The organism is Pseudomonas sp. FIP_A4 (assembly GCF_036701605.1).
Classification (GTDB): Bacteria; Pseudomonadota; Gammaproteobacteria; order Pseudomonadales; family Pseudomonadaceae; genus Stutzerimonas; species Stutzerimonas phenolilytica.
The window spans coordinates 131,365-155,264 of the sequence record NZ_JAYDXP010000122.1 but is presented as its reverse complement, the minus strand read 5'-3'; the positions used below and the strand labels follow the sequence as shown (position 1 = coordinate 155,264).

Here is a 23,900-nt window from a genome sequence, read left to right as displayed (position 1 = left end):
TACAGCGCGGACTGATCACGATTCCCCGGCAGGTTGGGTCCTGCCTTCTTGTGTGGTGCTGGCGTCTGAGCGTGCGTGGATCGCACGCAGCAGCACCAGCACGCCGATGCCGGCGGCGGTTCCGGCGCCGGCGTAGAGCCAGGCCAGGTCGTCGAAGCCGACCAGGCGGCGAGCTGCGTCCTCGGTGAGGTAGGCCGCGGAGAACAGGCTGCCGAGGCCGGCAGCGATATTCGATACGGTGCTCTGCAGCGCCATGAAGGCGGCGCGCTGCTCGGGCTGCGGAATGGCCGCGGCGATGGTCAGCGTGCTGCTGCTGCGCACCGCGCCGAGCGCCATGAACAGCGTGAACACCAGATACAGCGAGAGCCCGAGCGGCACTGCGAAGCCGAGCAGGGTGATGGCGGCCAGGCAGCCGCTGCTGAGCAGCACCACCGTTGCGGCATTGCCGCGGTCGATCAGCACGCCGCCCAGATGCATCGCCGCCAGGCTGGCAAGGCCGCCGCAGAGGTAGAGCAGGCCAATGTGCTGGCGCGGAAATTCGAGGTTGAACTGGAAGTAGTTGGAGAAGTGCGGCACCAACAGGAAGTGGCCGAACATCTGCAGCGCCACGATCGACAACGCGCCCTGGCACAGCGGCGTGCGCAGCAGCGGCCACAGACGCGTCGCGCTGCGGGCATGGGTCGGCGGGGTGGGAGACATTCGCAGGCAGAGCAACGCGAGCAGCACGCCGGCACCACCGAACAGCACGAACGGTGCCTGCCAGCCGCCGCGCGCGGCGAGCTCCAGCGCCAGCGGCGTGACCACGATGGCCGCCAGCGAATAACCCATGGCGACATAGGCGAGTTTGCGGCCACGTTCGGCGGGCGGGATCAGGTCGAGCATCGCGGCCATCAACACCGCGCCCATGGGACCGGCGACCAGACCGGAGAGCACGAACAGGATGATCAGCTGTTGCGGCCCGCTGGCCAGCGCGCATGCCAGCAGCAGGGCGAAACGCAGTGCCTGCAGGCCGATCAGCGCGCGCTTGCGCTCCAGACGGTCGAGCCAGGCGGCGCTCAGCGCCGCGCTCAGCGCCGCGGCGAGGGTGGCGCCACCGGCAAGGTAGCCAACGTGGCTGGCCTGCATGCCCAGCGCCCGCACGAAATCCGGACCGAGCGGCATCACCATCATCAGGCTGCCGATCGACAACATGTTGATGAGCATGGCCAGGTGAACGGCGGCTTGCGCTTGTCGATCAGCGTCCATCTGCATCGTACTCGGGTGGCTGGGGCGGCAGCATGGTAGGCAATCTCAAACGCTATTTCAAATACTAATCGTTCTCATCTATGCGGCAGATTGCCATCGCTCGGTGTGCCTCGCGGATACGCGTGGGTGCGTGCCTTCCTGCGGGCGCCCGGTGAGGCGGTAGAATGCTGCGCCTCAATGCCTTCTCCGCGGGGAATCCATGCACGCCGACGCGCTCGCCACCCTTCAACAGCTGCTGTTAGACGGCCTCGATCCGGTGCCGGAGGAAACGCGCCGGCTGTTTCATGGCCGCGGGCGTTGCTGGCCGGGTCTCGAACACGTCACGGCCGACTGGCTGCAGGGCGTGCTGCTGGTGGCGTTGTTCCGCGCGCCGGAGGCTGCGCAGCTGGATGCGCTGAAGCAGCTGCTGCGTGCGTTGGGGCAAACGCCGGCGTGGCAGCGCAGCCAGGCGCATGCGCTGCTGCTGCAGCATCGCTATCTGCCGGACAGCCCCACCGAGGCGCTGCTGGGCGAGTTGCCGGCCGAATGGCTGATCAGTGAGAACGGTTTGCGCTACAAGCTGGATCTGGGACGCAAGCAGAACAATGGGCTGTTTCTCGACATGCGTTACGGACGCCGCTGGGTGCAGGAGCACGCGCGCGAGCGGCGCGTGCTGAACCTGTTCGCTTACACCTGCGGTTTCTCGGTCGCGGCGATCGCCGGTGGCGCGCGGCACGTAATCAATCTGGACATGGCCAGCGCCGCGTTGAGCCGTGGCCGCGAAAACCACCGCCTGAACGGACACGATCTGTCCCGGGTGAGCTTCCTCGGTCATGAGCTGTTCAAGTCGTGGGGCAAGGTGAAGAAGCTCGGGCCGTATGACCTGATCATCATCGACCCGCCGTCGTTCCAGAAAGGTAGCTTCGTTCTGAGTACCGATTACCGGAAGATTCTGCGCCGCCTGCCGGAACTGCTCGATGCGCACGGTGAGGTGCTCGCCTGCATCAACGATCCGGACATTGGCCCGGACTTTCTCATTGAGGAGATGGCCGCCGAGGCGCCGCAACTGCGCTTCGTGCGGCGGCTGGAGAACCCGCCGGAGTTCGCCGACGTCGATCCGGACGCCGGGCTGAAGACACTGCTCTTTGCCCGGCAGGAACAGACAGAACGCTAACGTCGTGCTTCCAGTTCTTCTATCAGCCCCTTCATCTCATCGATCTCGCGGCGCTGTGCCTCGATGATGCTGTCCGCCAGTTTGCGTACGCGCGGGTCACGGATATCGGCACGTTCGCTGGTAAGGATGGCGATGGAGTGGTGGGGAATCATGGCCTTCATCCAAGACACCTGATCCACCGTGGCCTGGCTGCGCACCAGCCATAGCGACACGGCAAAGATCAGCAGGCTGCTCGCGTAGATAGCCAGGTTCACCCCTCGTCGCGGATACATCTTGGGCATGAAAGCGAGCATGACGATCGCCATGCTCGCGCCCATCACCAGCGCCATATAAGCGCGTGTTTCGCTGAAGAACACGTGGTCGAGCTGGTAGGTGTTGAGGTACATCAGGCCGAACATGACCAGTGTGGAGGTCGCGATCATCGCGCCGAACTTCGCATAGTTCTGCATCGGTAGGCTCCCGGATGGCGGTTTCGACAGGATCAGCCGTCGGTCTTCGAAACGGAACAGTCCGGCTCGGCGGTGAAGGTGCGCGAGGCATCCACCGGGCCCAGCTTCTCCAGCGTGCGGCGGCCGAGCAGTACCGGATAGAGCATGTCGTCGCGGTCGTTGAGCGAGAATTCCTCCTCGTAGACCTGCTTGCCCAGGCACACCTTCATCTTGACCACCGGGCGATCCTCCTTGCCGGCCGCACCGCGCACGGTCAGCTCGCGCTCGATCTTGCGTTCGACGCGGCTATCGACCCGTTTATCCGTGTTGATGTCCTCCAGATCGAGATCGAAGCGCACCCACTTTTCGCCGTCCTTCTCGAAGCGGTCGATGTTTTCGGCGTGCATCGAGGAGGTCAGCGCGCCGGTATCGAGCTTGAATTTCACCGCGATGCCTTCGGGCAGGATCAGGCCTTTCTCGACCCAACCCAGCACCGGGCGTGAATCGGCGAGCGCGGTGGCGCTAAACCAAACGAGGAGCGAGGCGAGTCCGCAGAGCAGGCGGCGCGAAGCGGGTTGGCGCAAGGGCATACGGTTTTCCTCGACGAACGACGGACATGGAAAAGTAGAGTCGTCGAGGTTGTGATTGTTCAGTCGGTCGTCGTGGCCGGCGGAGTGAGGCCGCAGCCCTTGAGAATGATCTGAATGAGGTTGTCGGTAGCCACGGCGAAGTCCTGGCGCGTCATGCGCTTGCCGCCGATGCGGCGAATCTGGTCGGAGAAATCGGCGTAGTGCTGCGTGCCGCTCCAGATCAGGAAGATCAGGTGCATGGGGTCCACCGCGTCCATCTTGCCGGCGGCGATCCAGGCCTCGAAAACGGCAGTGCGACCGCGGAACCAGTCGCGATAGTCCTGGCCGAAATGCTCGGCGAGACACTCCGAGCCGCTGATGACCTCCATCGCGAAGATCTTCGAGGCCTGCGGATGGCGCCGGGAGAACTCCATCTTCATGCGGATGTAGTTGGCCAGGGCGGTCGCCGGATCATCCTCCGCGCGCATGTCGTCGAACGCGGTGTCCCACAGTTCGAGGATGTGACGCATCACCTCGACGTACAGCCCGAGCTTGCTGCTGAAGTAATAGTGCAGATTGGCCTTGGGCAGCCCGGCGCGGGTGGCGATGGCGTTCATGCTGGTGCCCTTGAAGCCATAGCGGGCGAACTCGGCCGCGGCGGCGGCGAGGATGGTTTCCTCGTTCTTCTGGCGGATGCGACCGGCGGGTTTGCCGGATACGGCTGGGGTGTCGTGCTCGTTCATGGTTCTGGCTCGCGTAGGTGGCGCATCCGGCGGACTTGGCTTGACGCCGACGGCATGGATTCTGCCCGAGTTGGCCGTTCGGCGCAGCCGTTGCGCTTGCTGCGCGAGCCGCGGTAGCTCCATCCGCAAACCTGCAACGTAAGCCGTGATGAATCATCGCGAAGACCGTAGAGAGTGGTCGGGTGGCTCTGCCATGCCGGGCAACCCGGCGGCCCGTACAAACGCAACTGCCGGCCCGAAGGCCGGCAGTTGGATGACGCCGGTGCACTCAGTTCTGAGTGACCGTGGCGCTGTTGTTCCAGCCATTCTGATTGATGTAGGCCGCGTTGCCATAGCCGCTCTGCGTGGCCACCGCGCTGTTGTCCCAGCCGGTCTGATTGACGCTGGCCAGGTGCGCCGCACCGGTCTGGGTAAGGCTGGCTTCGTTGGCGACGCCGTTCTGCTGGATGCCGGCGAGGTTGTCGCGGCCATCCTGCGCGACGTCGACGCTGTTGCCGAAGCCGACGCTCAGGCCGACGATTTGGTTGTCGGTGCCGTCCTGCACCGCGGTCAGCTCGTTGCCCGTGCCGTTCTGGCCGAAGTACAGCTCGTTGCCGCGGCCCTGCTGATCGACTTCGGCACTGTTGAACGCGCCGACCTGGGTGGTCTTGGCGGTCTGGTTGCGGCCGTCCTGGAACACGTCGGCGCTGTTGCCGGTGCCGAACTGCTCGGTCGTTGCGGTGTTGTTGCCGCCCATCCAGCCGTTGGTCTGCTCGATGCGCGAGTCGTTGGCCACGCCGTACTGCAGGACGAAGGCGTTCTGCGCGTTGCCGTCCTGATCCACGTCGACGTTGTTGCCAATCCCGTTGGAGTAGACGTACGCCTCGTGGTTGAAACCGGTCTGGGCGACCTGCGCGTCGTTGCCGACACCGACCTGTTCGACTTCCGCGACCGACCCGGAGCTGAGCAGCTGGGTGATGCGCGCGTCGTTGTTGTCGCCGTCCTGGTCGATGGTTGCCTTGTCGAAGGAGCTGGCCACCTGGGTGATGCTGGCATCGTTCAGATCGCCGAGCTGGTTGGTGCTCGCGTCGCTGTGGAAGGCCGCGGACTGGCTGGTGGCGGCGCTGTTGTATGAACCGTTCTGAGTCTGCGTGATGGTGGTATGCAGCGTGCCGTTCTGCGTGACGGTGGCGGTATTGTCCCAGCCACGCTGATTCTGCGTGGAGGTGCTGTCGACAGCGAAGCTCTGCTGGGCGTCGGCATCGTTGAAATTGCCGAACTGGTTCTGTTCGGCGGTGCTGCCGAACGAGCTGAGCTGCTCGATTGCCGCGTCGTTGGCGAAGCCGCCCTGATTCTGCTCGGCGAAGTTGCCGGAACCGCCGCTCTGCAGGACTTCGGCCACGTTGTCGATGCCGATCTGGTTCTGCTCGGAGGTGTTGTCGGCGGCCAGGACCGGGGCAGAGGCAACCAGCATGGCGGCTACGAGGGGGGTGAACTTAAACATATTTATCTCTCCATGGATGTTTTAAGTACTGCGGTACTTCCTTCACCGGTACTGGCGAACCACTACCGTCAGACCCTGACCCATCTGGTTGACGCTGCTGCTCAACCCTGAGCCAGTCTGTTCGATGAGCGCACTGTTGCTGGCGCCCTGCTGTGCGATGGCGGCGACGTTGCCGGAACCGTCCTGATCGATACGGGCCTGGTTGAAGTCGCCCGACTGCATGATCAACGCTGCGTTGTCGGTTCCGATCTGGTTGATGTCGGCGGTATTGGCGTAGCCGGCCTGGAGGATGTAGGCCTCCAGCTCCGAGCCGCTCTGGGCGATGTTGCCGACCAGTGCCGAGCCTGATTGCTGGATTGAAGCCAGCGCGGCCTGGTTGGCGGCGGCAGGCGAGGTGAGGCTGTCCGATTGCCAGGCCAGTTCGTTCGCTGCTAGGTCTGGATTGGCATGGCTGGCAGCGGCGGCCAGTGTCAGCAGTACGGACAGCAGGAGCTGTTGGGCAATCCTTTGCATGGTTTGCATCGCTTCGTCCCTGGTCAATTGGCACTGGAATCATCTTGGTTGCGGATCGGCGCAGGCGAAATCCATCCAATGATTGAAAATGCATCGTTCCGGTGCATGCGGTGTTGCGGCTGTGCCGAGGCCGTGTGGCGGCGAATGGGTGCGGTCTGGCGGCAAGAGCTGCGACCGATCCAAGAAAAAGCCCTCCGAAGAGGGCTTTTGGGGCGGGCGAGGCTCAGATCGGTTCGGGCTTGCCAAGGTATTTCGCCAGCGCCGGATGGTCGCCGGTGTGGCCTTCGGCCGTCTGCCACAGGCGCCGATCCACGCCCTGCGCGACCAGATGGGCGACGGCGGCTTCGATGGCCGACAGCACGCACAGTTGCGCTGGTTCATTGGTGGTGTAGCCGGCCTCGGCCTCCAGCAGTTCCTTGAACTCGATGAACTTGTAGACGTTGGCGCTGCGTCCGATCGAGAAGATCGTCTTGGTGGTCATCACGTTGGACAGCACCCGGCCGCTGCGCACGTCGATGGCCCTGAGGTTCACCGTGACCTGATCCACCCGGTACTCCTGCGACAGGCCCACGCCCAGGTAGCGCGCGCCGAGGCCGCCGCTGCGCACGTTGGTCTCGTAGGCAACGATGGCGCCCTCCATGAGGATGTTGGCCGCCAGCAGCGAAGGCAGTTCGGACTGGATGTTCGGCGCTACATCCGGCTTGCCCTGCGAGGCGCGGATGATCTTGCGTTCGGTCAGCACGTTCTGCAGACCTTCGCGCTCGAGCACGACGAACCAGCCGCTGGCCTGCATAGCGTCGACCAGCATGCTGGCTGCGCCCTGGGTCACTGCAGTGGAGAAGGAGCTGGCGGGGGTGGGCTTGTACTGCCCGGTCTGGTCGCGGAAACCGTATACCGCGGCGACCAGCTGGCCCTTGGGACGCGGCAGCGCCAGCAAATCCTGATAGGTCGAGGTGCGCGGGGTCAGGGTCGGCGCCTTCTGATCCGCGGGCATCGGGTCGCGCACCGCGCAACCCTGCAGTACAGCCATCATCCCGATGGCGATGAACAGGCTTCTCATGGCCTTGGCTCTCCTTGCTGTTCAGTTTTGTCCGACGACAACTTCGGACGTTTCGCCAGTGGCGCGATCGGTGATGACGATGACCAGGTCGCCCAGGTCGTTTTCGGTAACGTCGACGATGAAGTCATCGGTGGTCAGCGAACCCGTCTCGCCGTTGCCGACGTTCACCAGCAGGTCGCTCAACAGCCGGGACTCCAGCTGGCTGGTGAAGCGATCCAGCGCCGACAGGCTGCTCGCCGAGCGACTCGGTGCGTCGGGGTCCTTGTGGTCGTTCTGCGCCTGGGCGTTGCCCAGTAGCCAGGAGCCGTTGAGCGGGCTGCCGCCGAACGAGGGGTTGATCGGGGTGTACACCAGTTCGGTGGCGCTGGCGCCGGCGCTGAGCAGCAGGGCGCCAGCCAGCACGCCGAGGTTCTTGGGAATGTGCCTGTTCATAACTCGTCCTTGGCTAGATCAGTGTGGTCTTCGAAAAACGCTTCGATCTTTCGTCTGTTGATTTCCTGCAGTACGAAATCGGCAGCCTCGTAGGCGGTGTCTTCCATATCCGCGACGTTGGGCTGAAGAAAGCGGCGGTAGAGCGTCTTGTCCTCGTATTCGACCCAGACGAGGATGCCCCAGCGCGCCGAGGGGCGTTCCTTGACGGCCAGGTTGAAATCCAGGCGGCTGGTGTCGTTCAGACGTTCGCAGAACTTGAGGTAGAACTCCTGCCCGGAGCGCGAGATGGTGCCGTTGGTGATGAAACCCATGAGTTCGGCTTCATCGGCTGCGGCACCGGAGATTCCCAGCGCCAGCAGGCAGAGCAGGGCGAGGCGTCTCATAGCTCCGGCTCGCAGACGTGGGCCAGGACAATCGACGCGCCCTGCGCGCGGTTGTTCGCGCCGAGCTTGCGCAATGCGTTGTGGATGTGGCTCTTGATGGTGTGGGTGCTCAGGTACAGCTTCTCGCCGATCGCGGCGTTCGACAGGCCTTTGCCGGCAAGCGCGAGAATCTGTTTTTCTCGCAGCGTCAGCGCATCGATGCAGTGGTCGGCATGAGTCAGCTGGCGGTAGCGCAGCAGCAGTTTTTCCATCAGCGCGCGCGGCAGCCAGTCGCCGCCGGCAAGCAGGGTGCGAATGCCGCTGATGAAATTGCTGCGCAGGGTCGAGCGGTAGAACACACCGCGAATCCAGGGATGCAGTTCGACCAGTCGATGCGCCTGTTCGGGCAGCGCGTTGATCAGGGCGATTGGCGTGTCGCCAGCCTTGCGCAGCAGTTGCAGGCTGTCTTCGTGGCTGAAGCTGCCGAGATCGAGCAGCAGCAGCTCGCACTGGGTGTGCTCGGCACGCAGCGTCGTGGTGCGCTGCAAGCTGCAGCGTGGATGTTCGAGCAGATGCTGACGCAGCGCACCGTCGAGCAGTTCGCTGTGGGAAAGCAGTACCAGACGTGGCGATAACGGCGCGACGGCCGATGAGGCGTTGTCATTCATTCGCAGATCCTTTGCTGAATGTGACCGAATGGTCTCCGATGTCCCTGCACATTCGCGGGGTGGCGTAGTGACAGTACGAAAGGAAGGTTAGTTCAGTGTTGCGACAATAAAAAGTCACTCATATGGAAGGTAGACAGTTTTCCGACGAAATGCATTTGCGCCCGGATGCAAGGAATCCGAATGTCGCCACGCTTGGCCGATGCCGATAGCTGAAGGGCCCGCCTGATGGCCCGATTTGCGTCTTGCCATGACTCGCGGCGTGCCGGATGCTCGTCATACCGACCCGTCGCGGTCCGAATTGCCCTCCGTTTTCCTGCCCAAGGGTCGCCGAGGTTGCTGATGGAAGATCTGTCGTTCTGGCTGTTGTTCTTTTCCGCCGCGCTGGCGCTCAATCTGTCGCCGGGGCCGGATTTGCTCTATGTACTGTCGCGCACCCTGTCCGGCGGTCGACGGCTGGGACTGGTCTCGACCCTCGGCGTCTGTACCGGCGCGCTGGTGCATGTGGCTGCAGCGGCGCTGGGGCTGTCGGCGATTCTGGCCACCTCCGCGGTGGCGTTCGCGGTGGTCAAGTATGTCGGCGCGGCCTATCTGATCTACCTCGGGTTCCAGGCGTTGCGCTCGACCGGCGGCGTGCGGATCGAGGCGCGTGCGCCGGTATCGGCTTGGCGTGCCTTTCGTCAGGGTGTGCTGGTGGATGTGCTCAACCCCAAGGCGGCGATCTTCTTCATGGCGTTCCTGCCGCAGTTCGTCCGTCCCGACCACGGCGCGGTGGCATTGCAGCTCTTCGTCCTCGGCGTGCTGGTGGTGCTGGTGGCGATCATCGTCGAGTGTGCGCTGGTCGTGCTGGCGACGCGCGCGAGTCAGGCGCTGCGCAGCCATCAGGCCGTCGGCCGCTGGCTCGATCGCGTGATGGGCTCGCTGCTGGTTGGCCTGGGGGTGCGCCTCGGGCTGAGCGAACAGCTCTAGCGGCAGGAATCATCCGCGGCTGCCGCGGGTCAGAGATTTATCCCTGTTGACGCCGCCGGAGGCACGCGAATGTCACGCCTGAGCAAGAACACCACGGCCACGCTGATCCCCTGCCTGCGCTATCGCGATGTGCCGCGTGCCCTCGACTGGCTGTGCCAGGCGTTCGACTTCGAGCGCCAGCGGGTCGTCGAAGACCCGCTGGCAGGCGTCATCCATGCCCAGCTGAGCTTCGGCAACGGCATGCTGATGCTCGGGCCGGTGGTGGACTCGCCCTACGGCCAACTGCTGCGCCAGCCTGACCAGCTCGGCGGCGTTTCCACCCAGGGCATCTATGTCGTGGTCAACAGCGCCGACGCGCTCTACACCCGAGCCAAGGCGGCGGGGGCGCAGATCGTCATCGAGCTGAAGGATGAAGATTACGGCGGCCGCGGCTTCACCTGCCGTGATCCGGAGGGCCATCTGTGGAGCTTCGGCACCTACGACCCCTGGGCCGATCCGGCTGCTGCCGAGCTGGCGAACGCGGAGGGCAGCTGATGCGCACGCTGCGTCTGCAAGATGGCCGCACCGTGCCGGTGATCGGTCAGGGTACCTGGCACATGGGCGAGCGCCCTGCCGAGCGAGCGCGCGAAGTGGCGGCGCTGCGCCTGGGCGTCGAGCTGGGCATGACGCTCATCGATACCGCCGAGATGTACGGCGAGGGCGGAGCCGAAGAGGTGGTCGGCGAGGCCATCGCCAACCGCCGCGAGCGGGTCTTTCTGGTCAGCAAGGTCTATCCGCACAACGCCAGCCGGCGTGGCATCCCGCAGGCCTGCGAACGCAGTCTGCGGCGTCTGGGGTGCGATTATCTGGACCTCTACCTGTTGCACTGGCGCGGCGAGTATCCGCTGGCCGAAACCGTCGAGGCCTTCGAGCAGTTGAAGGCCGCCGGGCGGATTCGCGCCTGGGGTGTGTCCAATCTCGATCTGGCCGATCTGCAGGAGCTGCCGGACGGCGCGGCCTGCGCAGTCAATCAGGTGCTCTACAACCCGCAGGCGCGTGGCATCGAATTCGATCTGCTGCCCTGGTGCCAGGCGCACGCCATGCCGCTGATGGCCTACTGTCCGCTCGGTCAGGGCGGCCCGTTGCTGCGCCATGCGGCGTTGCTCGAAGTCGCGCGACGGCATGGCGTGCAGCCCGCCCAGGTGGCGCTCGCCTGGGCGCTGCGTCAGCCCGGTGTGCTGGTGATTCCGAAGGCCGTCGAGCCGGCGCATGTGCACGTCAATGCCGCGGCGCACGATTTGCGCCTGACGGCCGAAGATCTCGCGCTGATCGACGCTGCCTTTGCGCCGCCGCAGCGCGCGCAGCCGCTGCAGATGGTTTAGCGGCCCGTTTGCTTAACGGCCGCGTGCCGCCGCGCTGACGCCTTCCAGCGTGGCGAACGAGGTGTCCTTGGCGGTCAGCAGGAAGTCGCGCATGAACGGCGAGTCGAGCATGTCCGAGCGGATGCCGGCGAACAGCGTGGCGAACAAACCCTTCTCGCCCAGCCGCTTGGCGGTGACGTAGCCGCGCGCGCTGTATTCATGCAGCGCCCAGTTCGGCACGCAGCACACGCCACGGCCGGACGCCACCAGCTGCATCATCATCACCGTCAGTTCCGAGGTGCGCACCTGCGCCGGTTCGACGTCGGCCGGTTCGAGGAAACGAGTGAAGATGTCCAGGCGGTCGCGTTCCACCGGGTAGGTGATCAGCGTTTCCGTGGCCAGGTCCTCCGGGCGCACGTAGGGGCGGGTGGCCAGCGGGTGCTGGTTGGCCACGGCGAGCAGCGCCTCGTAGGTGAACAGCGGCACGTAGGTGATACCCGGCAGGTCGATCGGGTCGGAGGTGACGACCAGATCGAGATCGCCGCGCGCCAGCGCCGGCAGCGGCGCGAAGGAGAAGCCCGAGGCCAGGTCCAGCTCGACCTCCGGCCAGGCGTCGCGGAACTGGTCGATGGTCGGCATCAGCCACTGGAAGCAGCTGTGGCACTCGATCGCCATGTGCAGCCGACCCGCCGTGCCGCCGGCCAGCCGCGCCAGGTCGCGCTCGGCGCTGCGCAGTTGCGGCAGCAGGCTGTCGGCCAGTTGTAGCAGTCGCAGCCCGGCACTGGTGAAGCGCACCGGGCGCGTCTTGCGCACGAACAGCTGCACGCCGAGGCGCTCCTCAAGTTCCTTGAACTGATGGGAAAGCGCCGATTGGGTCAGGTGCAGCCGCTCGGCGGCTTCTACCAGGCTGTCGGTTTCTCGCAGCGCATGAAGGGTCTTCAGGTGGCGAATTTCCAGCATGTCGGCAATCCTTGGTTTGACAGGAAACCGCTGCCCTGGTGCCGGCAGCGTTATGAGAATCGCTCATCGAGCGCAGTTTCGCGCAGGGGGCGGGGGCTGTCGAGCGGGCGATTGCGCCAACCGCTGGTTCCGCTCTGCTACATGAACAGTTCTGATGATTAACGTTAAGAGCATGAGTTTGTTTCACTGAAAGCGCTGGCCGACAATACCCATCTGAATTTTGAAATTGAATGGAGATTGTCATGGCCGTAGCGCACTCCCTTGGGTTCCCCCGCATCGGCGGCGACCGCGAACTGAAAAAAGCCCTGGAGGCGTACTGGAAACACGAACTGGACGAGGCCGGCCTGCGCCAGGTCGGTCGCCAGTTGCGCGCGCGGCATTGGCAGCTGCAGGCCGATGCCGGCATCCAGCTGCTGCCGGTGGGCGATTTCGCCTGGTACGACCAGGTGCTGAGCCATTCGCTGATGTTCGGCGTGATCCCGCCGCGTTTCCGCCCGGCCAGCGGCGCGATCGGCCTGGACACGCTGTTCGCGATGGCGCGCGGTGTCGGTCAGCGCTGCTGCGGTCGCGATGCCCAGGCGCAGGAGATGACCAAGTGGTTCGATACCAACTATCACTACCTGGTGCCGGAGTTCGACGCACAGCAGCAGTTCGAGCTGAGTTGGACGCAGCTGTTCGAGGAGGTCGACGAGGCGCTGGCGCTGGGCCATGCGGTCAAGCCGGTGGTGATCGGTCCGCTGAGCTACCTGTGGCTGGGCAAGGCCAAGGGCGCGGAGTTCGACAAGCTGGACCTGCTCGAACGCCTGCTGCCGGTCTACGGTCAGGTGCTCGAGCGGCTGGCGGCGCAGGGCGTGGAATGGGTGCAGATCGACGAGCCAATCCTCGCCCTGGACCTGCCGCAGGACTGGAAGAACGCCTTCGAGCGCGCCTACAACGTGCTGCAGCGTGCGCCGCTGAAGAAGCTGGTAGCGACCTATTTCGGCGGCCTGGAAGACAACCTCGGGCTGGCGGCCGTGCTGCCGGTGGATGGTCTGCACATCGATCTGGTGCGTGCGCCGGACCAGTATCCGGTGATTCTCGACCGGCTGCCGGCATACAAGGTGCTCTCGCTCGGTCTGGTCGACGGACGCAACGTCTGGCGCTGCGATCTGGACAAGGCGCTGGCGGTGCTGCGCCACGCCGCCGAACGCCTGGGCGAGCGGCTGTGGGTGGCGCCATCCTGCTCGCTGCTGCACAGCCCGGTGGACCTGGCACGCGAGGACCGGCTGGATGATGAGCTGAAGAGCTGGCTGGCCTTCGCCGTGCAGAAATGCGCCGAAGTAGCGCTGCTGGCCCGCGCGGTCAATCAGCCGGACGCCGCCGAGGTGCAAGCCGCGCTGGCCGAAAGCCGCGCGGTGCAGCAGGCGCGGGCCACATCGCCGCGCATCCACAACCCGGCGGTGCGCGCGCGGCTGGTCGCCATCACGCCCGCAGACAGCCGCCGCGCATCGCCGTTTGCCGAGCGCATCGCGAAGCAGCGCGCGCATCTGCAGCTGCCGGCGTTTCCGACCACCACCATCGGCTCCTTCCCGCAGACGGCGGCGATCCGTCAGGCGCGTCAGGCCCATCGACTTGGCACACTCGGCGAAGCCGACTACATCGCCGCCATGCAGGCGGAGATTCGGCACGCGGTGGCGGTGCAGGAACAGCTTGGTCTGGACGTGCTGGTGCACGGCGAGGCCGAGCGCAACGACATGGTCGAGTACTTCGCCGAGCAGCTCGATGGCTATGCCTTCACCCGTTTCGGCTGGGTGCAGAGCTACGGTTCGCGTTGCGTGAAGCCGGCGATCATCTACGGCGACCTGAGCCGTCCGCGACCGATGACGGTGGAGTGGATCCGCTATGCCCAGCAGCAGACCGGCAAGGTCATGAAGGGCATGCTCACCGGCCCGGTGACCATGCTGATGTGGTCCTTCCCGCGCGAGGATGTGAGCCGCGAGGTGCAGGCGCGGCAGCTGGCGCTGGCGATCCGCGATGAAGTTTGCGACCTGGAGGCCGCCGGCATCCGCATCGTGCAGATCGACGAGGCGGCGTTCCGCGAGGGGCTGCCGCTGCGCCGCGCGCAGTGGCAGGGCTACCTCGACTGGGCGGTGGAGGCTTTCCGCCTGTGCGCCAGCGGCGTGCGCGATGAGACGCAGATCCATACGCACATGTGCTACAGCGAGTTCAACGACGTGATCGAGGCCATCGCGGCGATGGATGCCGACGTCATCACCATCGAGACCTCGCGCTCGCAGATGGAGCTGCTGGAGGCGTTCCGGGCCTTTGACTATCCCAACGAGATCGGCCCGGGCGTCTACGACATTCACTCGCCGCGGGTGCCGAACACCGCGGAAATGGTCGAGCTGCTGACGAAGGCCGCCGAGCGCATCCCCGCCGAGCGCTTGTGGGTCAACCCCGACTGCGGGCTGAAGACCCGCGCTTGGGCGGAGACCGAGGCGGCGCTGGTGAACATGGTGGCTGCCGCGCGGCAGTTGCGCCGCAGCCATGCTCGCCTACCGCGCGCTGTCGCCGCGGCTCAGGCCTGACGCAGCGTAGCGGCGTCGGGGGCGGCGAACAGCGGCAGGCGTTCGGGTGTCTGCCGTTGCAGGTAGTCGTCCAGACGTGCCCGGCCTTGGGCATCGAGGAACAGGCCGAGCTTGCTGCGCCGCCAGAGAATGTCCTCGACGCTCAGTGCCCATTCCACGGCGATCAGATAATCCACCTCGCGGGCATACAGCCCGCTGCCGAAGTGTTCGCCGAGATCGGCCAGGTCGTGCAAACCGTGCAGCAGCCTCCAGCTGCGGCTGCCGTAGCTGTGTGCCCAGCGCCGCGCCAGCGCCTCGGGCAGCCAGGGCGCGCCGGTGCACAGCGCCTCGGCGAGATCGCGCGGGGTACTCATGTCTTCGCCGCCGGGCAGGCGCGCGTCGTGGGTCCAGGCCGGTTTCATCCGCGCGAACCAGGGGGCGAGTTCGGCCAGGGCTGCTTCGGCGAGTTTGCGATAGGTGGTCAGCTTGCCGCCGAACACCGACAGCAGGGGCGGCTCGTGGCCCTCGGCATTCAGCACCAGGGTGTAGTCGCGGGTGATCGCCGACGGATCGGAGGATTCGTCGTCGCACAGCGGGCGCACGCCGGCGTAGCGGTGGCGAATGTCCTCGGCCTGCAGCTGCTGCTTGAAGTGGCGATTGACCACCGCCAGCAGGTACTGGATTTCGTCCTCGGTGACCGTCACCTGGGCCGGATCGCCGCGGTATTCGCGGTCGGTGGTGCCGATCAGGCTGAACTGCTCCAGATAGGGAATCACGAAGACGATGCGCCGGTCGTCGTTCTGCAGGATGTAGGCGTGTTCGCCGTCGTAGAGCCTGGGCACGATCAGGTGGCTGCCCTGGACCAGGCGGATGGCGTGCGCCGGGCGCTGGCGCAGCGATTCGCGTAGGAAGTCGGTTACCCACGGCCCGGCGGCATTCACCAGTGCGCGGGCGCGCAGCGAGTAGCGGCTGCCGTCGGCCCGTTCCAGATGCAGATGCCAGAGCCCCTTGCTGTGCCGCGCGCTGACGCAGCGGGTGCGGGTGTGGATGTGCGCGCCGTGCTCGCGGGCGCTCATGGCGTTGAGCACCACCAGGCGCGCATCGTCGACCCAGCAGTCCGAATACTCGAAGCCCTGGGTGATCTCGGCCTTGAGCGGGCTGTCCGTACCGAACCGCAGGCTGCGCGAAGGTGCCAGGCGTTCGCGCCGGCCCAGGTGGTCATAGAGGAACAGGCCGGTGCGGATCATCCAGGCCGGGCGCAGATGCGGGCGGTACGGCAGGATGAAGCGCAGCGGCGCGACGATGTGCGGCGCCATGTTCAGCAGCACTTCGCGTTCGGCCAGGGCCTCGCGCACCAGGCGCAGTTCGTAATGCTCCAGATAGCGCAGGCCGCCGTGCACCAGTTTGCTGCTGGCTGACGAGGTGTGCTGCGCCAGGTCGCCCTGCTCGCAGAGGTAGACCGACAGGCCGCGCCCGGCGGCATCCGCAGCGATGCCGACACCGTTGATACCGCCGCCGACCACGGCCAGATCGTAGATTTCGGCGACAGGCGCGAGGGGAGGATGCTGCATGGAGTGCTCACCGCGGATGCGTTGCCTGCTAAGGTACAGGCATTCAGCCAGCCACATCATTACAGAACATGACACCTGCCATCGATCTGCTGAAAAAAGCGCGCGTCGAACATCGCGTGCATAGCTACGAACACGACCCGAAGACGGCCTCCTACGGGCTAGAGGCCGCCGAAAAGCTCGGCCTCGATCCGGCGCGGGTATTCAAGACGCTGCTCGCCTGCAGCGAGAAGAACGAGTTGCTGGTGGCGGTGGTGCCGGTGGCCGGCACGCTCGACCTCAAGGCGCTGGCACAGGCGGCCGGCGTGAAGAAGGTGGAGATGGCCGATCCGCAGGTGGCGCAACGCACCACCGGCTATCTGCTCGGTGGCATCAGCCCGTTGGGGCAGAAGAAGCGCCTGCGTACCTTCATCGACAGTTCGGCACAGGCGCAGCCGAGCATCCATGTCAGTGCCGGTCGGCGCGGGCTGGAAGTCGAGCTGGCGCCCGCGCTGCTGGCCGAACAGACCCGCGCGGTCTTCGCGCCGATCGGTCGCGGCTGAGCGCGGCCCGGCGGATCACAGCGGCGGCAGGTTCTCTTCGATTTCGGTGGCGTAGATGCCGGGCACGTGCAGATTGCCCTGTACCAGCTTCTGCCCCTCGAGCTGCGGCTGGGTCACCCAGGTGAGAATGTCGTAGTAGCGGCGGATGTTGGCGACGAAATGCACGGGTTCGCCGCCACGCGCATAGCCGTAGCGCGTCTTGCTGTACCACTGCTTCTGCGCCAGGCGCGGCAGCATCCGCTTCACGTCCAGCCACTTGTTCGGGTTCAGGCCTTCGGCCTCGGCGAGCTTGCGCGCGTCCTCCAGATGGCCTCCGCCGACGTTGTAGGCGGCCAGCGCGAACCAGGTGCGGTCCGGCTCCTCGATGCTCTCGGGCAGACTGTCGCGCACCTGCACCAGGTACTTGCCGCCGCCGCGAATGCTTTGTTTCGGGTCCAGGCGGTTGGTCACGCCCATCGCGTTGGCGGTGTTGAGCGTGAGCATCATCAGCCCGCGCACCCCGGTCTTGGAGGTCGCATCGGGTTGCCAGTGTGACTCCTGATAGCCGATCGCCGCGAGCAACCGCCAGTCGATGCCATGCTCCTTGGCGGTCTCGCGGAAGGTCTTCTCGTAGCGCGGCAGGCGCTGCTGCAGGTGCTTGGCGAAGGCATAGGCGCCGACGTAGCCGAGCACGTCGACATGCCCGTAGTAGCGTTCGCGCAGGCGCTGCAGCGTGCCGTTCGTCTGTGCCTGGTCGAGAAACTGGTTGGCGGCCTGCAGCAGGCTGTCGTCTTCGCCCTTGGCGAGAATCCACGACAGGCTGTTCTGCTCGCCGAGGTCGAAGCCGGTGCGGATGTTGGTGAAATACACCTGGTTCATCGACAGCTCGTTGGACTCGACCAGGGTCAGGTCGATCTGCCCCTCGTCGACCATGCGCAGCAGGTCGACCACCTCCACCGCGGCGGATTCTTCGTAGCGTAGCTCCGGCAGTTCGCGCTGCAGGGCGGCGAGCTTTTCCGCCTGGCTGCTGCCCTTGAGTACCAGAATGCGTTTGCCGACCAGGTCCTCGGGTTTGCGCGGACGGCGCTGGCCGTTGCGGTAGACCACCTGGGTGGTGACATCCAGGTAGGAATGGGTGAAGCGCGCCAGCGCCTGGCGACCTTCGCTGGCGACCATTCCGGCAGCGGCCAGCGCCGGACCGCCGGGGCGATTGAGGCGGGTGAAGATTTCGTCGATGTTGTCGGCGGTTTCGATTTCCAGCTCGACGCCCAGCTCGGTGGCGAAGCGCTTGACCAGCTCATACTCGAAGCCGGCTTCGCCGTTGCGGTCCTGGAAATAGGTGGCGGGGCTGTTGCGGGTGATCACGCGCAGCACGCCTTCCTCCTGTATCCGTTCGAGCTCGTTGGGCTTTTCAGCGCAACTGCCGAGCATCAGGAGGACTCCGGTCGCCAACAGCCAGCAGGCGCAGCGCTTGCGGAACGCAGTTTGAGAAAACATCGGCGCAGTATACGCAAAGGCGTTCGGCCACCATATCTGGACAGCGAAACGGCTGTCTGCTACGAGCACGCCACTCCGGCGCCGCGTCAGAAGGCGGCAATGGCGCTGCAGCGCCCGCCCTTCGCGGCCTGCAGCGCCGCTTGATGGCTTCGGTCGTTTGCCCGGCCAGTGGCGGACGATTGCGTCGTTCCGTCCACGGCACGTGGCTGGCTACGGCATAATGCGGCGCGCCTGTTGCCCCGAGATTCTTCACCGCCCATGACCGTCGCCGATTCAAAGCCTTGGTATGTCTATCTGGTGCGTGCCGCCAATGGCGCGCTGTACTGCGGCATCAGCGACGACGCTCAGCGGCGCTTCGCCGAGCATCAGCGGGGGCGCGGCGCGCGCTTCTTCCATTCCAGCCCGGCGATGGCGCTGGTGTATGTCGAGGCCTGTGCTGACAAGGGCGCGGCGCTGCGGCGCGAAATCGCCATCAAGCGCCTGAGCAAGAGCGCCAAGGAGCGGTTGGTGACCGAAACCCCGGCGTCGTGAATGACGCATCAATCGGCCGATAGGCTGGCGTCGGCCGAGCGTCTAAGCTGAGGCTCTTTCCTACATCCGGCGGAGCCTGTCCATGCACGAGCTGATCCTGCACCACTATCCCACCTCGCCCTTTGCCGAGAAGGCGCGTCTGCTGCTGGGCTTCAAACAGCTGTCGTGGCGCTCGGTGCTGATTCCGCCGGTGATGCCCAAGCCCGATCTGACTGCGCTGACCGGCGGCTACCGGCGCACGCCGGTGCTGCAGGTCGGTGCCGACGTGTACTGCGACACCGCGTTGATCGCCCGGCGCCTGGAGGCTGAGAAGGCTACGCCTGAGCTGTTTCCCGAGGGCCAGGAGTTCAACGTCGCGGTGCTCGCCGCATGGGCTGATTCGGTGCTGTTCCTTACTGCGGTGAGCCTGGTGTTCCAGCCGGAGTCGATGGCGTTGCGCTTTGCCAATGTGCCCAAGGAATTCGTCGAGACCTTCGGCAAGGATCGTGCGCAGCTGTTCAGCAACGGCAGCGTCAGCCGCGTTTCGCTGGCGCAGGCGAAGAACGACTGGCCGACCTACATGGCGCGGCTGCAGCAGCAGCTGGCGCGCAGCGAGGGTGAGTTCCTGTTCGGTGCCGCGCCGTCGCTGGCCGATTTTGCCGTGGCGCACTGCCTGTGGTTCCTGCGGGCGACGCCGGTGACCGCGCCGCTGGTGGACGATTACCCGGATGTCCGCGCTTGGTTGGGCAAGGTGCTGGGCGTCGGGCATGGCTCGTTCAGCGAGCTGCCGGCCGAGCACGCATTGCAGATCGCCCGCGAGGCGACGCCGGCGGCCTTGCCGGATGAGCCGTTCGCCGAGCCGAACGGCTTCGCCCAGGGGCAGCGCGTGGTGATCCGTGCGGTGGATTACGGCAGCGATCCGGTGGAGGGCGAGCTGCTGTTCGCCGGCAGCGAGGAGCTGATCCTGCGCCGCGAAGACGCGCGCGCGGGTGTGGTCCACGTGCATTTCCCGCGCCTGGGCTACCGCATCGAAGCCTGCTGAGGGGCGTCAGCGGGCAGGTTGCGGCGCGCGTTCGGCGGGCAGCTGGGCGGCCAGATCGCGGAAATAGGCGACGCGCTCGTAGCACAGCGTCAGTTCGCCGCTGATGCGGTTGAACCAGGCGTCGGGCGCGCCGCAGGTGGTCATGCGCAGCGTGAGGTCGCGCGGCAGGTCGAAGGCCTCGCTCGCCTTGCGCGCCACCGCTTCCAGCTCGCCGCTGGCGCGGATTTTTTGATGCAGCGCCGCCGCGTCCGCCAGATGGCCCGGCGGATCGTCGTAGACCACGGCGATCCGATGCCGCGGTGTGCCGGGCGCCGGCGGTTGCAGGTGCTCGCGCAGCCAGCGCACGGCGTGCGCTACCTGCTGGTATTCCTCGGGGCAGTAGAGCGCGCGCTCGGCCGGCAGCCCGCTGACGTCGAGCACCCAGTCGAGCCGGTCCGGGTCGCTGCCGTAGGCCAGGCAGGCGATGTTGTAGAAGCGCTGCGCATCCAGCGCATGGCTGTCCCAGAGCGCGATACCGTCGCCGTTGCGCTCGGCGTTGCGCCATTCCAGCCGCCAGTAGTCGGCGACGTCCATCAGCTTGGCGTAGAACGCGGCGTCATGCTGGCGGTCGTGCAGCAGAAACAGCCCCATGAAACCGAGCTGGTCGGCGGCATCTTCCTCGCGGCCGAGCACGGGCAGGCCGAGTTCGCTGATCAGCAGATGCCCCATTTCGTGCATCAGGGTGAATTCGGCATTGGCCACGGTGAAGCGCAGCGCCTGCGCGGACAGGCCGGGCGCCTGCTCCTGCGCGGCAGCCGGGGCGACGAGGCTGGCCAGCAGCCAGCCCAGCGCGGTCAGCGCCGGGGTTCGCACGCAATGCCTTGCAGATCGTCGGCGCTGAAGGGCGCCGGCCGCTGCGGCCAATCCTGTGCCAGCTGTTCAAGCTCCCGGGCGAGCAGGCTGGCGACGAGCAGGTCCCGCAGCCAGCGATGATCGGCGGGGATCACATACCAGGGTGCGTTCGGCAGATGGCTGGCGGCGAGCACCTCGGCCCAGCGCGCCTCGCGGTGGGCGAAGTCGCGGTGATCGTCGAGATCGCTGGCGCTCAGCTTCCAGCGCTTGTTCGGCTGCTCCAGACGCTGATGCAGGCGGCGCTTCTGCTCGGCGCAGGAAATTTGCAAGTAGCACTTCAGCGGGCGGATGTGCAGGCTCGGCAGTTCCTCTTCCAGCGCGCGGATCGCGGCCTGCCGCGGCGCCAAATCGGCGGTCTCGCACAGGCCGTCGCGCAGGTCGCTGACCAGTGCCTCGTAATAGCTGCGGTCGAAGATGGCGAGCGTGCCGGGCGCGGGCAGACGCCGCCGATAGCGCCAGAGGAAGTCGTGCGTGCGCTCCTCGGCATTCGGCGCCTGGAAGCTGCTGGCGGCCAGCGCCAGCGGGTCGAGCCCGCTCAGTACGCGACGAATGACACCATTCTTGCCGGCGCAGTCGGGGCCTTGCAGCACCAGCAGCAAGGCAGCGTGGCGATTGGCCCAGAGCATGGTCAGCCGTTCGCGCAGCCAGCCCTTGAGCGTGAGCAGTTGCGCCTGTGCCTGCGCCTTGTCCAGACCGTACTGACGGGCGGGGTCGCCGGCCAGCGGTGCCGCTGGGTTGCACAGGCAATCATCGAGAACGGCATCGGGCAAGCGCGACATGAGGGGCCTCGGGTGATCAGTCCTTGCGGCGTTTGAGCTGGTCTTTCAGCTGCGTCGGCAACTGGCGGATGATCAGCATGTCGCGCGCCTCGTCGTACTCGATCTTCGAGCCCAGCAAGTGCGACTCGAAGCTGATCGACAGACCCTCGGCGCGCCCGGTGAAGCGGCGAAACTGGTTCAGGGTGCGCTTGTCCGGCGGAATCTCCGGCGACAGCCCGTAGTCCTTGTTGCGGATGTGGTCGTAGAACGCCTTCGGGCGGTCCTCGTCGATCACCCCGGACAGCTCTTCGAGGGTCATCGGCTGACCGAGCTTGGCCTGCGTGCTGGCATAGTCGACCAGTGCGCTGGTTTTCTCGCGGGCCTGCTCTTCGGGCAGGTCCTCACTTTCGACGAAATCGCTGAACGCCTTGAGCAGCGTGCGGGTCTCGCCCGGCGCATCGACGCCTTCCTGGCAGCCGATGAAGTCGCGGAAGTATTCCGAAACCTTCTTGCCGTTCTTGCCCTTGATGAAGGAGATGTACTGCCGGGACTGCTTGTTGTTCTGCCACTCGGAAATGTTGATGCGCGCGGCGAGGTGCAACTGGCCGAGGTCGAGGTGTCGGGCCGGCGCCACGTCCAGCGCGTCGGTGACGGTCACGCCTTCGCTGTGATGCAGCAGGGCGATGGCCAGGTAGTCGGTCATGCCTTGCTGGTAGTGGGCGAACAGCACGTGGCCGCCGGTGGAAAGGTTGGATTCTTCCATCAGCTTCTGCAGGTGCTCGACCGCCTGGCGGCTGAACGCGGTGAAGTCGCTCGCCTGGTCCAGGTACTGGCCCAGCCAGCCGCTGAACGGGTAGGCGCCGGACTCCTCGTGGAAAAAGCCCCAGGCCTTGCCCTGCTTGGCGTTGTAGCTCTCGTTGAGGTCGGCCAGCAGGTTTTCCATCGCCTGCGAGGCGCCTAGCTCGGAGTCGCGCGCATGGAGCACGGCAGGGCTGCCGTCGGGCTTTTTCTCGATCAGATGAACAATGCAGTGGCGAATCGGCATGGGCTACTCATTCAGGGAGGGGCAGAACAGCTGCAGTTTAACCGAGCGGGACAGTCCGATGAGCAGTTGCGGCGCTGGGGGGAGCACTGAGTAAACTGGCCGTCTTTTCCCAAGGAATGAACACTGATGACTTCGGCATGGCGTACCTGCGGCTGGATGCTGCTCGGCAGCTCGTTGATCCTCGCGCTGTCGCTCGGTGTGCGGCATGGCTTTGGCCTGTTCCTGCCGCCGATGAGCGCGGAGTTCGGTTGGGGGCGTGAGGTATTCGCCTTTGCCATCGCGCTGCAGAACCTGATCTGGGGGCTGGCGCAGCCGGTCACCGGGGCGCTGGCCGATCGCTTCGGCGTCGCGCGCGCGGTGCTGGTCGGCGGCATTCTCTATGCGATCGGCCTGGTGCTGATGGCCAGTGCGGACACACCGCTGGCGCTGAGCCTGAGTGCCGGTGTGCTGATCGGCCTGGGGCTTTCGGGAACCTCCTTCTCGGTGATTCTCGGGGCGGTGGGGCGTGCCGTGCCGATGGAGAAGCGCAGCATGGCGATGGGCATCGCCGCCGCGGCCGGTTCGTTCGGCCAGTTCATCATGCTGCCGGGCAGCCTCGGGCTGATCGAGTGGCTGGGCTGGTCCTCGGCGCTGCTGGCGCTGGGGCTGCTGATCGCGCTGATCGTGCCGCTGGCGGCGATGATGCGCGGCGACCGCCAGGCGCCGGTGCCGGCGGGCGCGCAGCAGTCGCTTGGCGAGGCGCTGCGTGAGGCGGTCGGGCATTCCGGGTTTCGCCTGCTGGCGCTGGGATTCTTCGTCTGCGGCTTCCAGGTGGTATTCATCGGCGTGCATTTGCCGGCCTATCTGGTCGATCAGCACCTGCCGGCGCAGGTCGGCACCACGGTGCTGGCGCTGGTCGGGCTGTTCAATATCGTCGGCACCTACACCGCCGGTTGGCTGGGCAGCTGCTATTCGAAACCGCGCTTGCTGGCGGCCTTGTATCTGATTCGTGGGGTGGTGATCAGCGCGTTTCTGCTGGCACCGCTGAGCGTGTGGAGCGCCTATGCGTTCGGTGTCGCGATGGGGCTGCTGTGGCTGTCCACGGTGCCGCTGACCAACGGCACGGTGGCGACGATGTTTGGTGTGCGCAATCTGTCGATGCTCGGCGGGATTGCCTTCCTGTTCCATCAGATCGGTTCGTTCTTCGGTGGCTGGCTGGGCGGCTGGCTGTACGACCGTACCGGCAGTTACGACCTGGTCTGGCAGATCGCGATCGCCCTCAGCCTGATGGCGGCGGCGTTGAACTGGCCGATCCGCGAGCAGCCGGTGGCGCGGCTGCGCGCCGCGCAGGCGGGTGGGTGATGCGCCGGCTGGGATTCGCCGTGGTGCTGGCCGCGCTGCTCGGCGGTCTGCTCCTGCTGGCGTGGCTCGGCTGGCAGCGTGGCGGTTTGGCGCTGCTGCAGCTGGGAATGGGGATTTGTTGAGCGGTTCGCCGCCGTTCGGAAAAAATCGCCGCGTGTACGGAATCAAATCGCCGTTGTCGGGTTCCAACGAGCGAGGCGGCAATCTCTGTCGCAGAACCGTAATCAAAGCACTGTAAAAAGCTGCTGCACGCAGTTTT

At 65.8% G+C, this 23,900-nt stretch carries 26 protein-coding genes; 10 read left to right on the top strand and 16 right to left on the bottom strand.

Translation table 11 applies throughout. From position 1 onward, the window contains the following. Positions 1-15: 15 nt before the first annotated feature. Positions 16-1,251 carry an MFS transporter gene (locus U8L64_RS10775; RefSeq protein WP_333397144.1) on the bottom strand — a complete coding sequence of 412 codons (1,236 nt, stop codon included), beginning with the start codon at positions 1,249-1,251 and terminating at the stop codon, positions 16-18. A 193-nt stretch (positions 1,252-1,444) separates the two neighbouring features. Between U8L64_RS10775 and U8L64_RS10770 the strand changes: the two genes are divergently transcribed. Continuing rightward, positions 1,445-2,398, top strand: coding sequence for a class I SAM-dependent methyltransferase (locus tag U8L64_RS10770; RefSeq protein WP_043296094.1), 954 nt, complete (start codon positions 1,445-1,447; stop codon positions 2,396-2,398). Here the strand turns inward: U8L64_RS10770 and U8L64_RS10765 are convergent. The 9 genes from U8L64_RS10765 to U8L64_RS10725 all read right to left on the bottom strand — a co-directional run bounded on the left by U8L64_RS10765 (position 2,395) and on the right by U8L64_RS10725 (position 8,656). Continuing rightward, positions 2,395-2,847 carry a DUF305 domain-containing protein gene (locus tag U8L64_RS10765; protein ID WP_102827318.1) on the bottom strand — a complete coding sequence of 151 codons (453 nt, stop codon included), beginning with the start codon at positions 2,845-2,847 and terminating at the stop codon, positions 2,395-2,397. The two genes, U8L64_RS10770 and U8L64_RS10765, sit on opposite strands and share 4 nt — an antisense overlap. Before the next feature lie 32 nt (positions 2,848-2,879). Further along, positions 2,880-3,416, bottom strand: coding sequence for a retropepsin-like aspartic peptidase RloA3 (gene rloA3, locus U8L64_RS10760; protein ID WP_043296098.1), 537 nt, complete (start codon positions 3,414-3,416; stop codon positions 2,880-2,882). A 59-nt stretch (positions 3,417-3,475) separates the two neighbouring features. Further along, the gene (locus U8L64_RS10755; protein WP_234302029.1) at positions 3,476-4,138 is read right to left on the bottom strand and encodes a TetR/AcrR family transcriptional regulator; all 663 of its coding nucleotides are present in this window, start codon (positions 4,136-4,138) and stop codon (positions 3,476-3,478) included. 268 nt (positions 4,139-4,406) lie between these two features. Continuing rightward, entirely contained in the window at positions 4,407-5,621 is a 1,215-nt protein-coding gene (locus U8L64_RS10750; protein WP_333397133.1) for a hypothetical protein, read from the bottom strand. A 42-nt stretch (positions 5,622-5,663) separates the two neighbouring features. Continuing rightward, complete coding sequence (locus U8L64_RS10745; RefSeq protein WP_333397131.1) at positions 5,664-6,143, bottom strand: curli production assembly protein CsgB; 480 nt, start codon at positions 6,141-6,143, stop codon at positions 5,664-5,666. 214 nt (positions 6,144-6,357) lie between these two features. Then, positions 6,358-7,194: a CsgG/HfaB family protein gene (locus U8L64_RS10740; RefSeq protein WP_008568108.1), complete on the bottom strand. Its 837-nt coding sequence runs from the start codon at positions 7,192-7,194 to the stop codon at positions 6,358-6,360. Positions 7,195-7,215: 21 nt separating this feature from the next. Continuing rightward, positions 7,216-7,626: a curli assembly protein CsgF gene (locus U8L64_RS10735; protein WP_043296105.1), complete on the bottom strand. Its 411-nt coding sequence runs from the start codon at positions 7,624-7,626 to the stop codon at positions 7,216-7,218. Then, positions 7,623-8,009: a curli production assembly/transport protein CsgE gene (csgE, locus tag U8L64_RS10730; RefSeq protein WP_008568106.1), complete on the bottom strand. Its 387-nt coding sequence runs from the start codon at positions 8,007-8,009 to the stop codon at positions 7,623-7,625. Before csgE ends, U8L64_RS10735 begins: the two co-directional genes overlap by 4 nt. Further along, positions 8,006-8,656: a helix-turn-helix transcriptional regulator gene (locus U8L64_RS10725; protein WP_043296107.1), complete on the bottom strand. Its 651-nt coding sequence runs from the start codon at positions 8,654-8,656 to the stop codon at positions 8,006-8,008. The genes csgE and U8L64_RS10725 overlap by 4 nt, the downstream gene beginning before the upstream one ends. Positions 8,657-8,995: 339 nt before the next feature. Between U8L64_RS10725 and U8L64_RS10720 the strand changes: the two genes are divergently transcribed. The 3 genes from U8L64_RS10720 to U8L64_RS10710 all read left to right on the top strand — a co-directional run bounded on the left by U8L64_RS10720 (position 8,996) and on the right by U8L64_RS10710 (position 10,983). Further along, positions 8,996-9,622 carry a LysE family translocator gene (locus U8L64_RS10720; protein WP_043296108.1) on the top strand — a complete coding sequence of 209 codons (627 nt, stop codon included), beginning with the start codon at positions 8,996-8,998 and terminating at the stop codon, positions 9,620-9,622. A gap of 69 nt (positions 9,623-9,691) precedes the next feature. Beyond that, entirely contained in the window at positions 9,692-10,156 is a 465-nt protein-coding gene (locus U8L64_RS10715; RefSeq protein ID WP_054093800.1) for a VOC family protein, read from the top strand. After that, positions 10,156-10,983 (top strand): aldo/keto reductase, encoded by an 828-nt coding sequence (locus tag U8L64_RS10710; protein ID WP_043296114.1) that lies wholly within the window; start codon positions 10,156-10,158, stop codon positions 10,981-10,983. Before U8L64_RS10715 ends, U8L64_RS10710 begins: the two co-directional genes overlap by 1 nt. Before the next feature lie 12 nt (positions 10,984-10,995). Here the strand turns inward: U8L64_RS10710 and metR are convergent, their stop codons facing one another. Next, positions 10,996-11,922, bottom strand: coding sequence for a transcriptional regulator MetR (gene metR, locus U8L64_RS10705; RefSeq protein ID WP_043296115.1), 927 nt, complete (start codon positions 11,920-11,922; stop codon positions 10,996-10,998). Between the two features lie 242 nt (positions 11,923-12,164). Between metR and metE the strand changes: the two genes are divergently transcribed. Continuing rightward, entirely contained in the window at positions 12,165-14,489 is a 2,325-nt protein-coding gene (gene metE, locus U8L64_RS10700) for a 5-methyltetrahydropteroyltriglutamate--homocysteine S-methyltransferase (RefSeq protein WP_333397119.1), read from the top strand. On the opposite strand, the gene glpD is transcribed toward metE, so the two are convergent. Beyond that, the gene (glpD, locus tag U8L64_RS10695; protein ID WP_333397116.1) at positions 14,480-16,039 is read right to left on the bottom strand and encodes a glycerol-3-phosphate dehydrogenase; all 1,560 of its coding nucleotides are present in this window, start codon (positions 16,037-16,039) and stop codon (positions 14,480-14,482) included. The genes metE and glpD overlap by 10 nt on opposite strands. A 68-nt stretch (positions 16,040-16,107) precedes the next feature. Here glpD and ybaK point away from each other — a divergent pair, with 68 nt between their 5' ends. Next, positions 16,108-16,578 (top strand): Cys-tRNA(Pro) deacylase, encoded by a 471-nt coding sequence (ybaK, locus tag U8L64_RS10690; RefSeq protein WP_043296119.1) that lies wholly within the window; start codon positions 16,108-16,110, stop codon positions 16,576-16,578. A gap of 15 nt (positions 16,579-16,593) precedes the next feature. Here the strand turns inward: ybaK and mltF are convergent, their stop codons facing one another. Beyond that, entirely contained in the window at positions 16,594-18,054 is a 1,461-nt protein-coding gene (mltF, locus tag U8L64_RS10685; protein ID WP_043296122.1) for a membrane-bound lytic murein transglycosylase MltF, read from the bottom strand. 258 nt (positions 18,055-18,312) lie between these two features. Between mltF and U8L64_RS10680 the strand changes: the two genes are divergently transcribed. Both U8L64_RS10680 and U8L64_RS10675 read left to right on the top strand, forming a co-directional pair. Continuing rightward, a complete protein-coding gene (locus tag U8L64_RS10680) occupies positions 18,313-18,585 on the top strand; it encodes a GIY-YIG nuclease family protein (RefSeq protein ID WP_043296123.1) in 273 nt (90 codons plus the stop codon). An 82-nt stretch (positions 18,586-18,667) separates the two neighbouring features. Then, positions 18,668-19,606, top strand: coding sequence for a glutathione S-transferase family protein (locus tag U8L64_RS10675; protein ID WP_003288250.1), 939 nt, complete (start codon positions 18,668-18,670; stop codon positions 19,604-19,606). A gap of 6 nt (positions 19,607-19,612) precedes the next feature. On the opposite strand, the gene U8L64_RS10670 is transcribed toward U8L64_RS10675, so the two are convergent. From U8L64_RS10670 to yejK, 3 genes are read right to left on the bottom strand one after another with little or no spacing between them, the layout of a single operon-like run. Then, a complete protein-coding gene (locus tag U8L64_RS10670; protein WP_333397105.1) occupies positions 19,613-20,458 on the bottom strand; it encodes a DUF4344 domain-containing metallopeptidase in 846 nt (281 codons plus the stop codon). Beyond that, a complete protein-coding gene (locus U8L64_RS10665) occupies positions 20,440-21,276 on the bottom strand; it encodes a polyphosphate kinase 2 family protein (RefSeq protein WP_138299488.1) in 837 nt (278 codons plus the stop codon). The genes U8L64_RS10670 and U8L64_RS10665 overlap by 19 nt, the downstream gene beginning before the upstream one ends. A 16-nt stretch (positions 21,277-21,292) precedes the next feature. Continuing rightward, entirely contained in the window at positions 21,293-22,300 is a 1,008-nt protein-coding gene (yejK, locus tag U8L64_RS10660) for a nucleoid-associated protein YejK (RefSeq protein ID WP_077683515.1), read from the bottom strand. A 126-nt stretch (positions 22,301-22,426) separates the two neighbouring features. Here yejK and U8L64_RS10655 point away from each other — a divergent pair, with 126 nt between their 5' ends. Beyond that, the gene (locus U8L64_RS10655) at positions 22,427-23,641 is read left to right on the top strand and encodes an MFS transporter (RefSeq protein WP_003288255.1); all 1,215 of its coding nucleotides are present in this window, start codon (positions 22,427-22,429) and stop codon (positions 23,639-23,641) included. After that, the gene (locus U8L64_RS10650) at positions 23,641-23,763 is read left to right on the top strand and encodes a hypothetical protein (protein WP_256055286.1); all 123 of its coding nucleotides are present in this window, start codon (positions 23,641-23,643) and stop codon (positions 23,761-23,763) included. The genes U8L64_RS10655 and U8L64_RS10650 overlap by 1 nt, the downstream gene beginning before the upstream one ends. The last annotated feature ends 137 nt before the right edge of the window (positions 23,764-23,900 follow it).

Coding starts and splice junctions, on each gene's coding strand:
- U8L64_RS10775 (WP_333397144.1), bottom strand. CDS start 1,251: ATGCAGATGGACGCTGATCGACAAGCGCAAGCCGCCGTTCACCTGGCC.
- U8L64_RS10770 (WP_043296094.1), top strand. CDS start 1,445: ATGCACGCCGACGCGCTCGCCACCCTTCAACAGCTGCTGTTAGACGGC.
- U8L64_RS10765 (WP_102827318.1), bottom strand. CDS start 2,847: ATGCAGAACTATGCGAAGTTCGGCGCGATGATCGCGACCTCCACACTG.
- rloA3 (WP_043296098.1), bottom strand. CDS start 3,416: ATGCCCTTGCGCCAACCCGCTTCGCGCCGCCTGCTCTGCGGACTCGCC.
- U8L64_RS10755 (WP_234302029.1), bottom strand. CDS start 4,138: ATGAACGAGCACGACACCCCAGCCGTATCCGGCAAACCCGCCGGTCGC.
- U8L64_RS10750 (WP_333397133.1), bottom strand. CDS start 5,621: ATGTTTAAGTTCACCCCCCTCGTAGCCGCCATGCTGGTTGCCTCTGCC.
- U8L64_RS10745 (WP_333397131.1), bottom strand. CDS start 6,143: ATGCAAACCATGCAAAGGATTGCCCAACAGCTCCTGCTGTCCGTACTG.
- U8L64_RS10740 (WP_008568108.1), bottom strand. CDS start 7,194: ATGAGAAGCCTGTTCATCGCCATCGGGATGATGGCTGTACTGCAGGGT.
- U8L64_RS10735 (WP_043296105.1), bottom strand. CDS start 7,626: ATGAACAGGCACATTCCCAAGAACCTCGGCGTGCTGGCTGGCGCCCTG.
- csgE (WP_008568106.1), bottom strand. CDS start 8,009: ATGAGACGCCTCGCCCTGCTCTGCCTGCTGGCGCTGGGAATCTCCGGT.
- U8L64_RS10725 (WP_043296107.1), bottom strand. CDS start 8,656: ATGAATGACAACGCCTCATCGGCCGTCGCGCCGTTATCGCCACGTCTG.
- U8L64_RS10720 (WP_043296108.1), top strand. CDS start 8,996: ATGGAAGATCTGTCGTTCTGGCTGTTGTTCTTTTCCGCCGCGCTGGCG.
- U8L64_RS10715 (WP_054093800.1), top strand. CDS start 9,692: ATGTCACGCCTGAGCAAGAACACCACGGCCACGCTGATCCCCTGCCTG.
- U8L64_RS10710 (WP_043296114.1), top strand. CDS start 10,156: ATGCGCACGCTGCGTCTGCAAGATGGCCGCACCGTGCCGGTGATCGGT.
- metR (WP_043296115.1), bottom strand. CDS start 11,922: ATGCTGGAAATTCGCCACCTGAAGACCCTTCATGCGCTGCGAGAAACC.
- metE (WP_333397119.1), top strand. CDS start 12,165: ATGGCCGTAGCGCACTCCCTTGGGTTCCCCCGCATCGGCGGCGACCGC.
- glpD (WP_333397116.1), bottom strand. CDS start 16,039: ATGCAGCATCCTCCCCTCGCGCCTGTCGCCGAAATCTACGATCTGGCC.
- ybaK (WP_043296119.1), top strand. CDS start 16,108: ATGACACCTGCCATCGATCTGCTGAAAAAAGCGCGCGTCGAACATCGC.
- mltF (WP_043296122.1), bottom strand. CDS start 18,054: ATGTTTTCTCAAACTGCGTTCCGCAAGCGCTGCGCCTGCTGGCTGTTG.
- U8L64_RS10680 (WP_043296123.1), top strand. CDS start 18,313: ATGACCGTCGCCGATTCAAAGCCTTGGTATGTCTATCTGGTGCGTGCC.
- U8L64_RS10675 (WP_003288250.1), top strand. CDS start 18,668: ATGCACGAGCTGATCCTGCACCACTATCCCACCTCGCCCTTTGCCGAG.
- U8L64_RS10665 (WP_138299488.1), bottom strand. CDS start 21,276: ATGTCGCGCTTGCCCGATGCCGTTCTCGATGATTGCCTGTGCAACCCA.
- yejK (WP_077683515.1), bottom strand. CDS start 22,300: ATGCCGATTCGCCACTGCATTGTTCATCTGATCGAGAAAAAGCCCGAC.
- U8L64_RS10655 (WP_003288255.1), top strand. CDS start 22,427: ATGACTTCGGCATGGCGTACCTGCGGCTGGATGCTGCTCGGCAGCTCG.
- U8L64_RS10650 (WP_256055286.1), top strand. CDS start 23,641: ATGCGCCGGCTGGGATTCGCCGTGGTGCTGGCCGCGCTGCTCGGCGGT.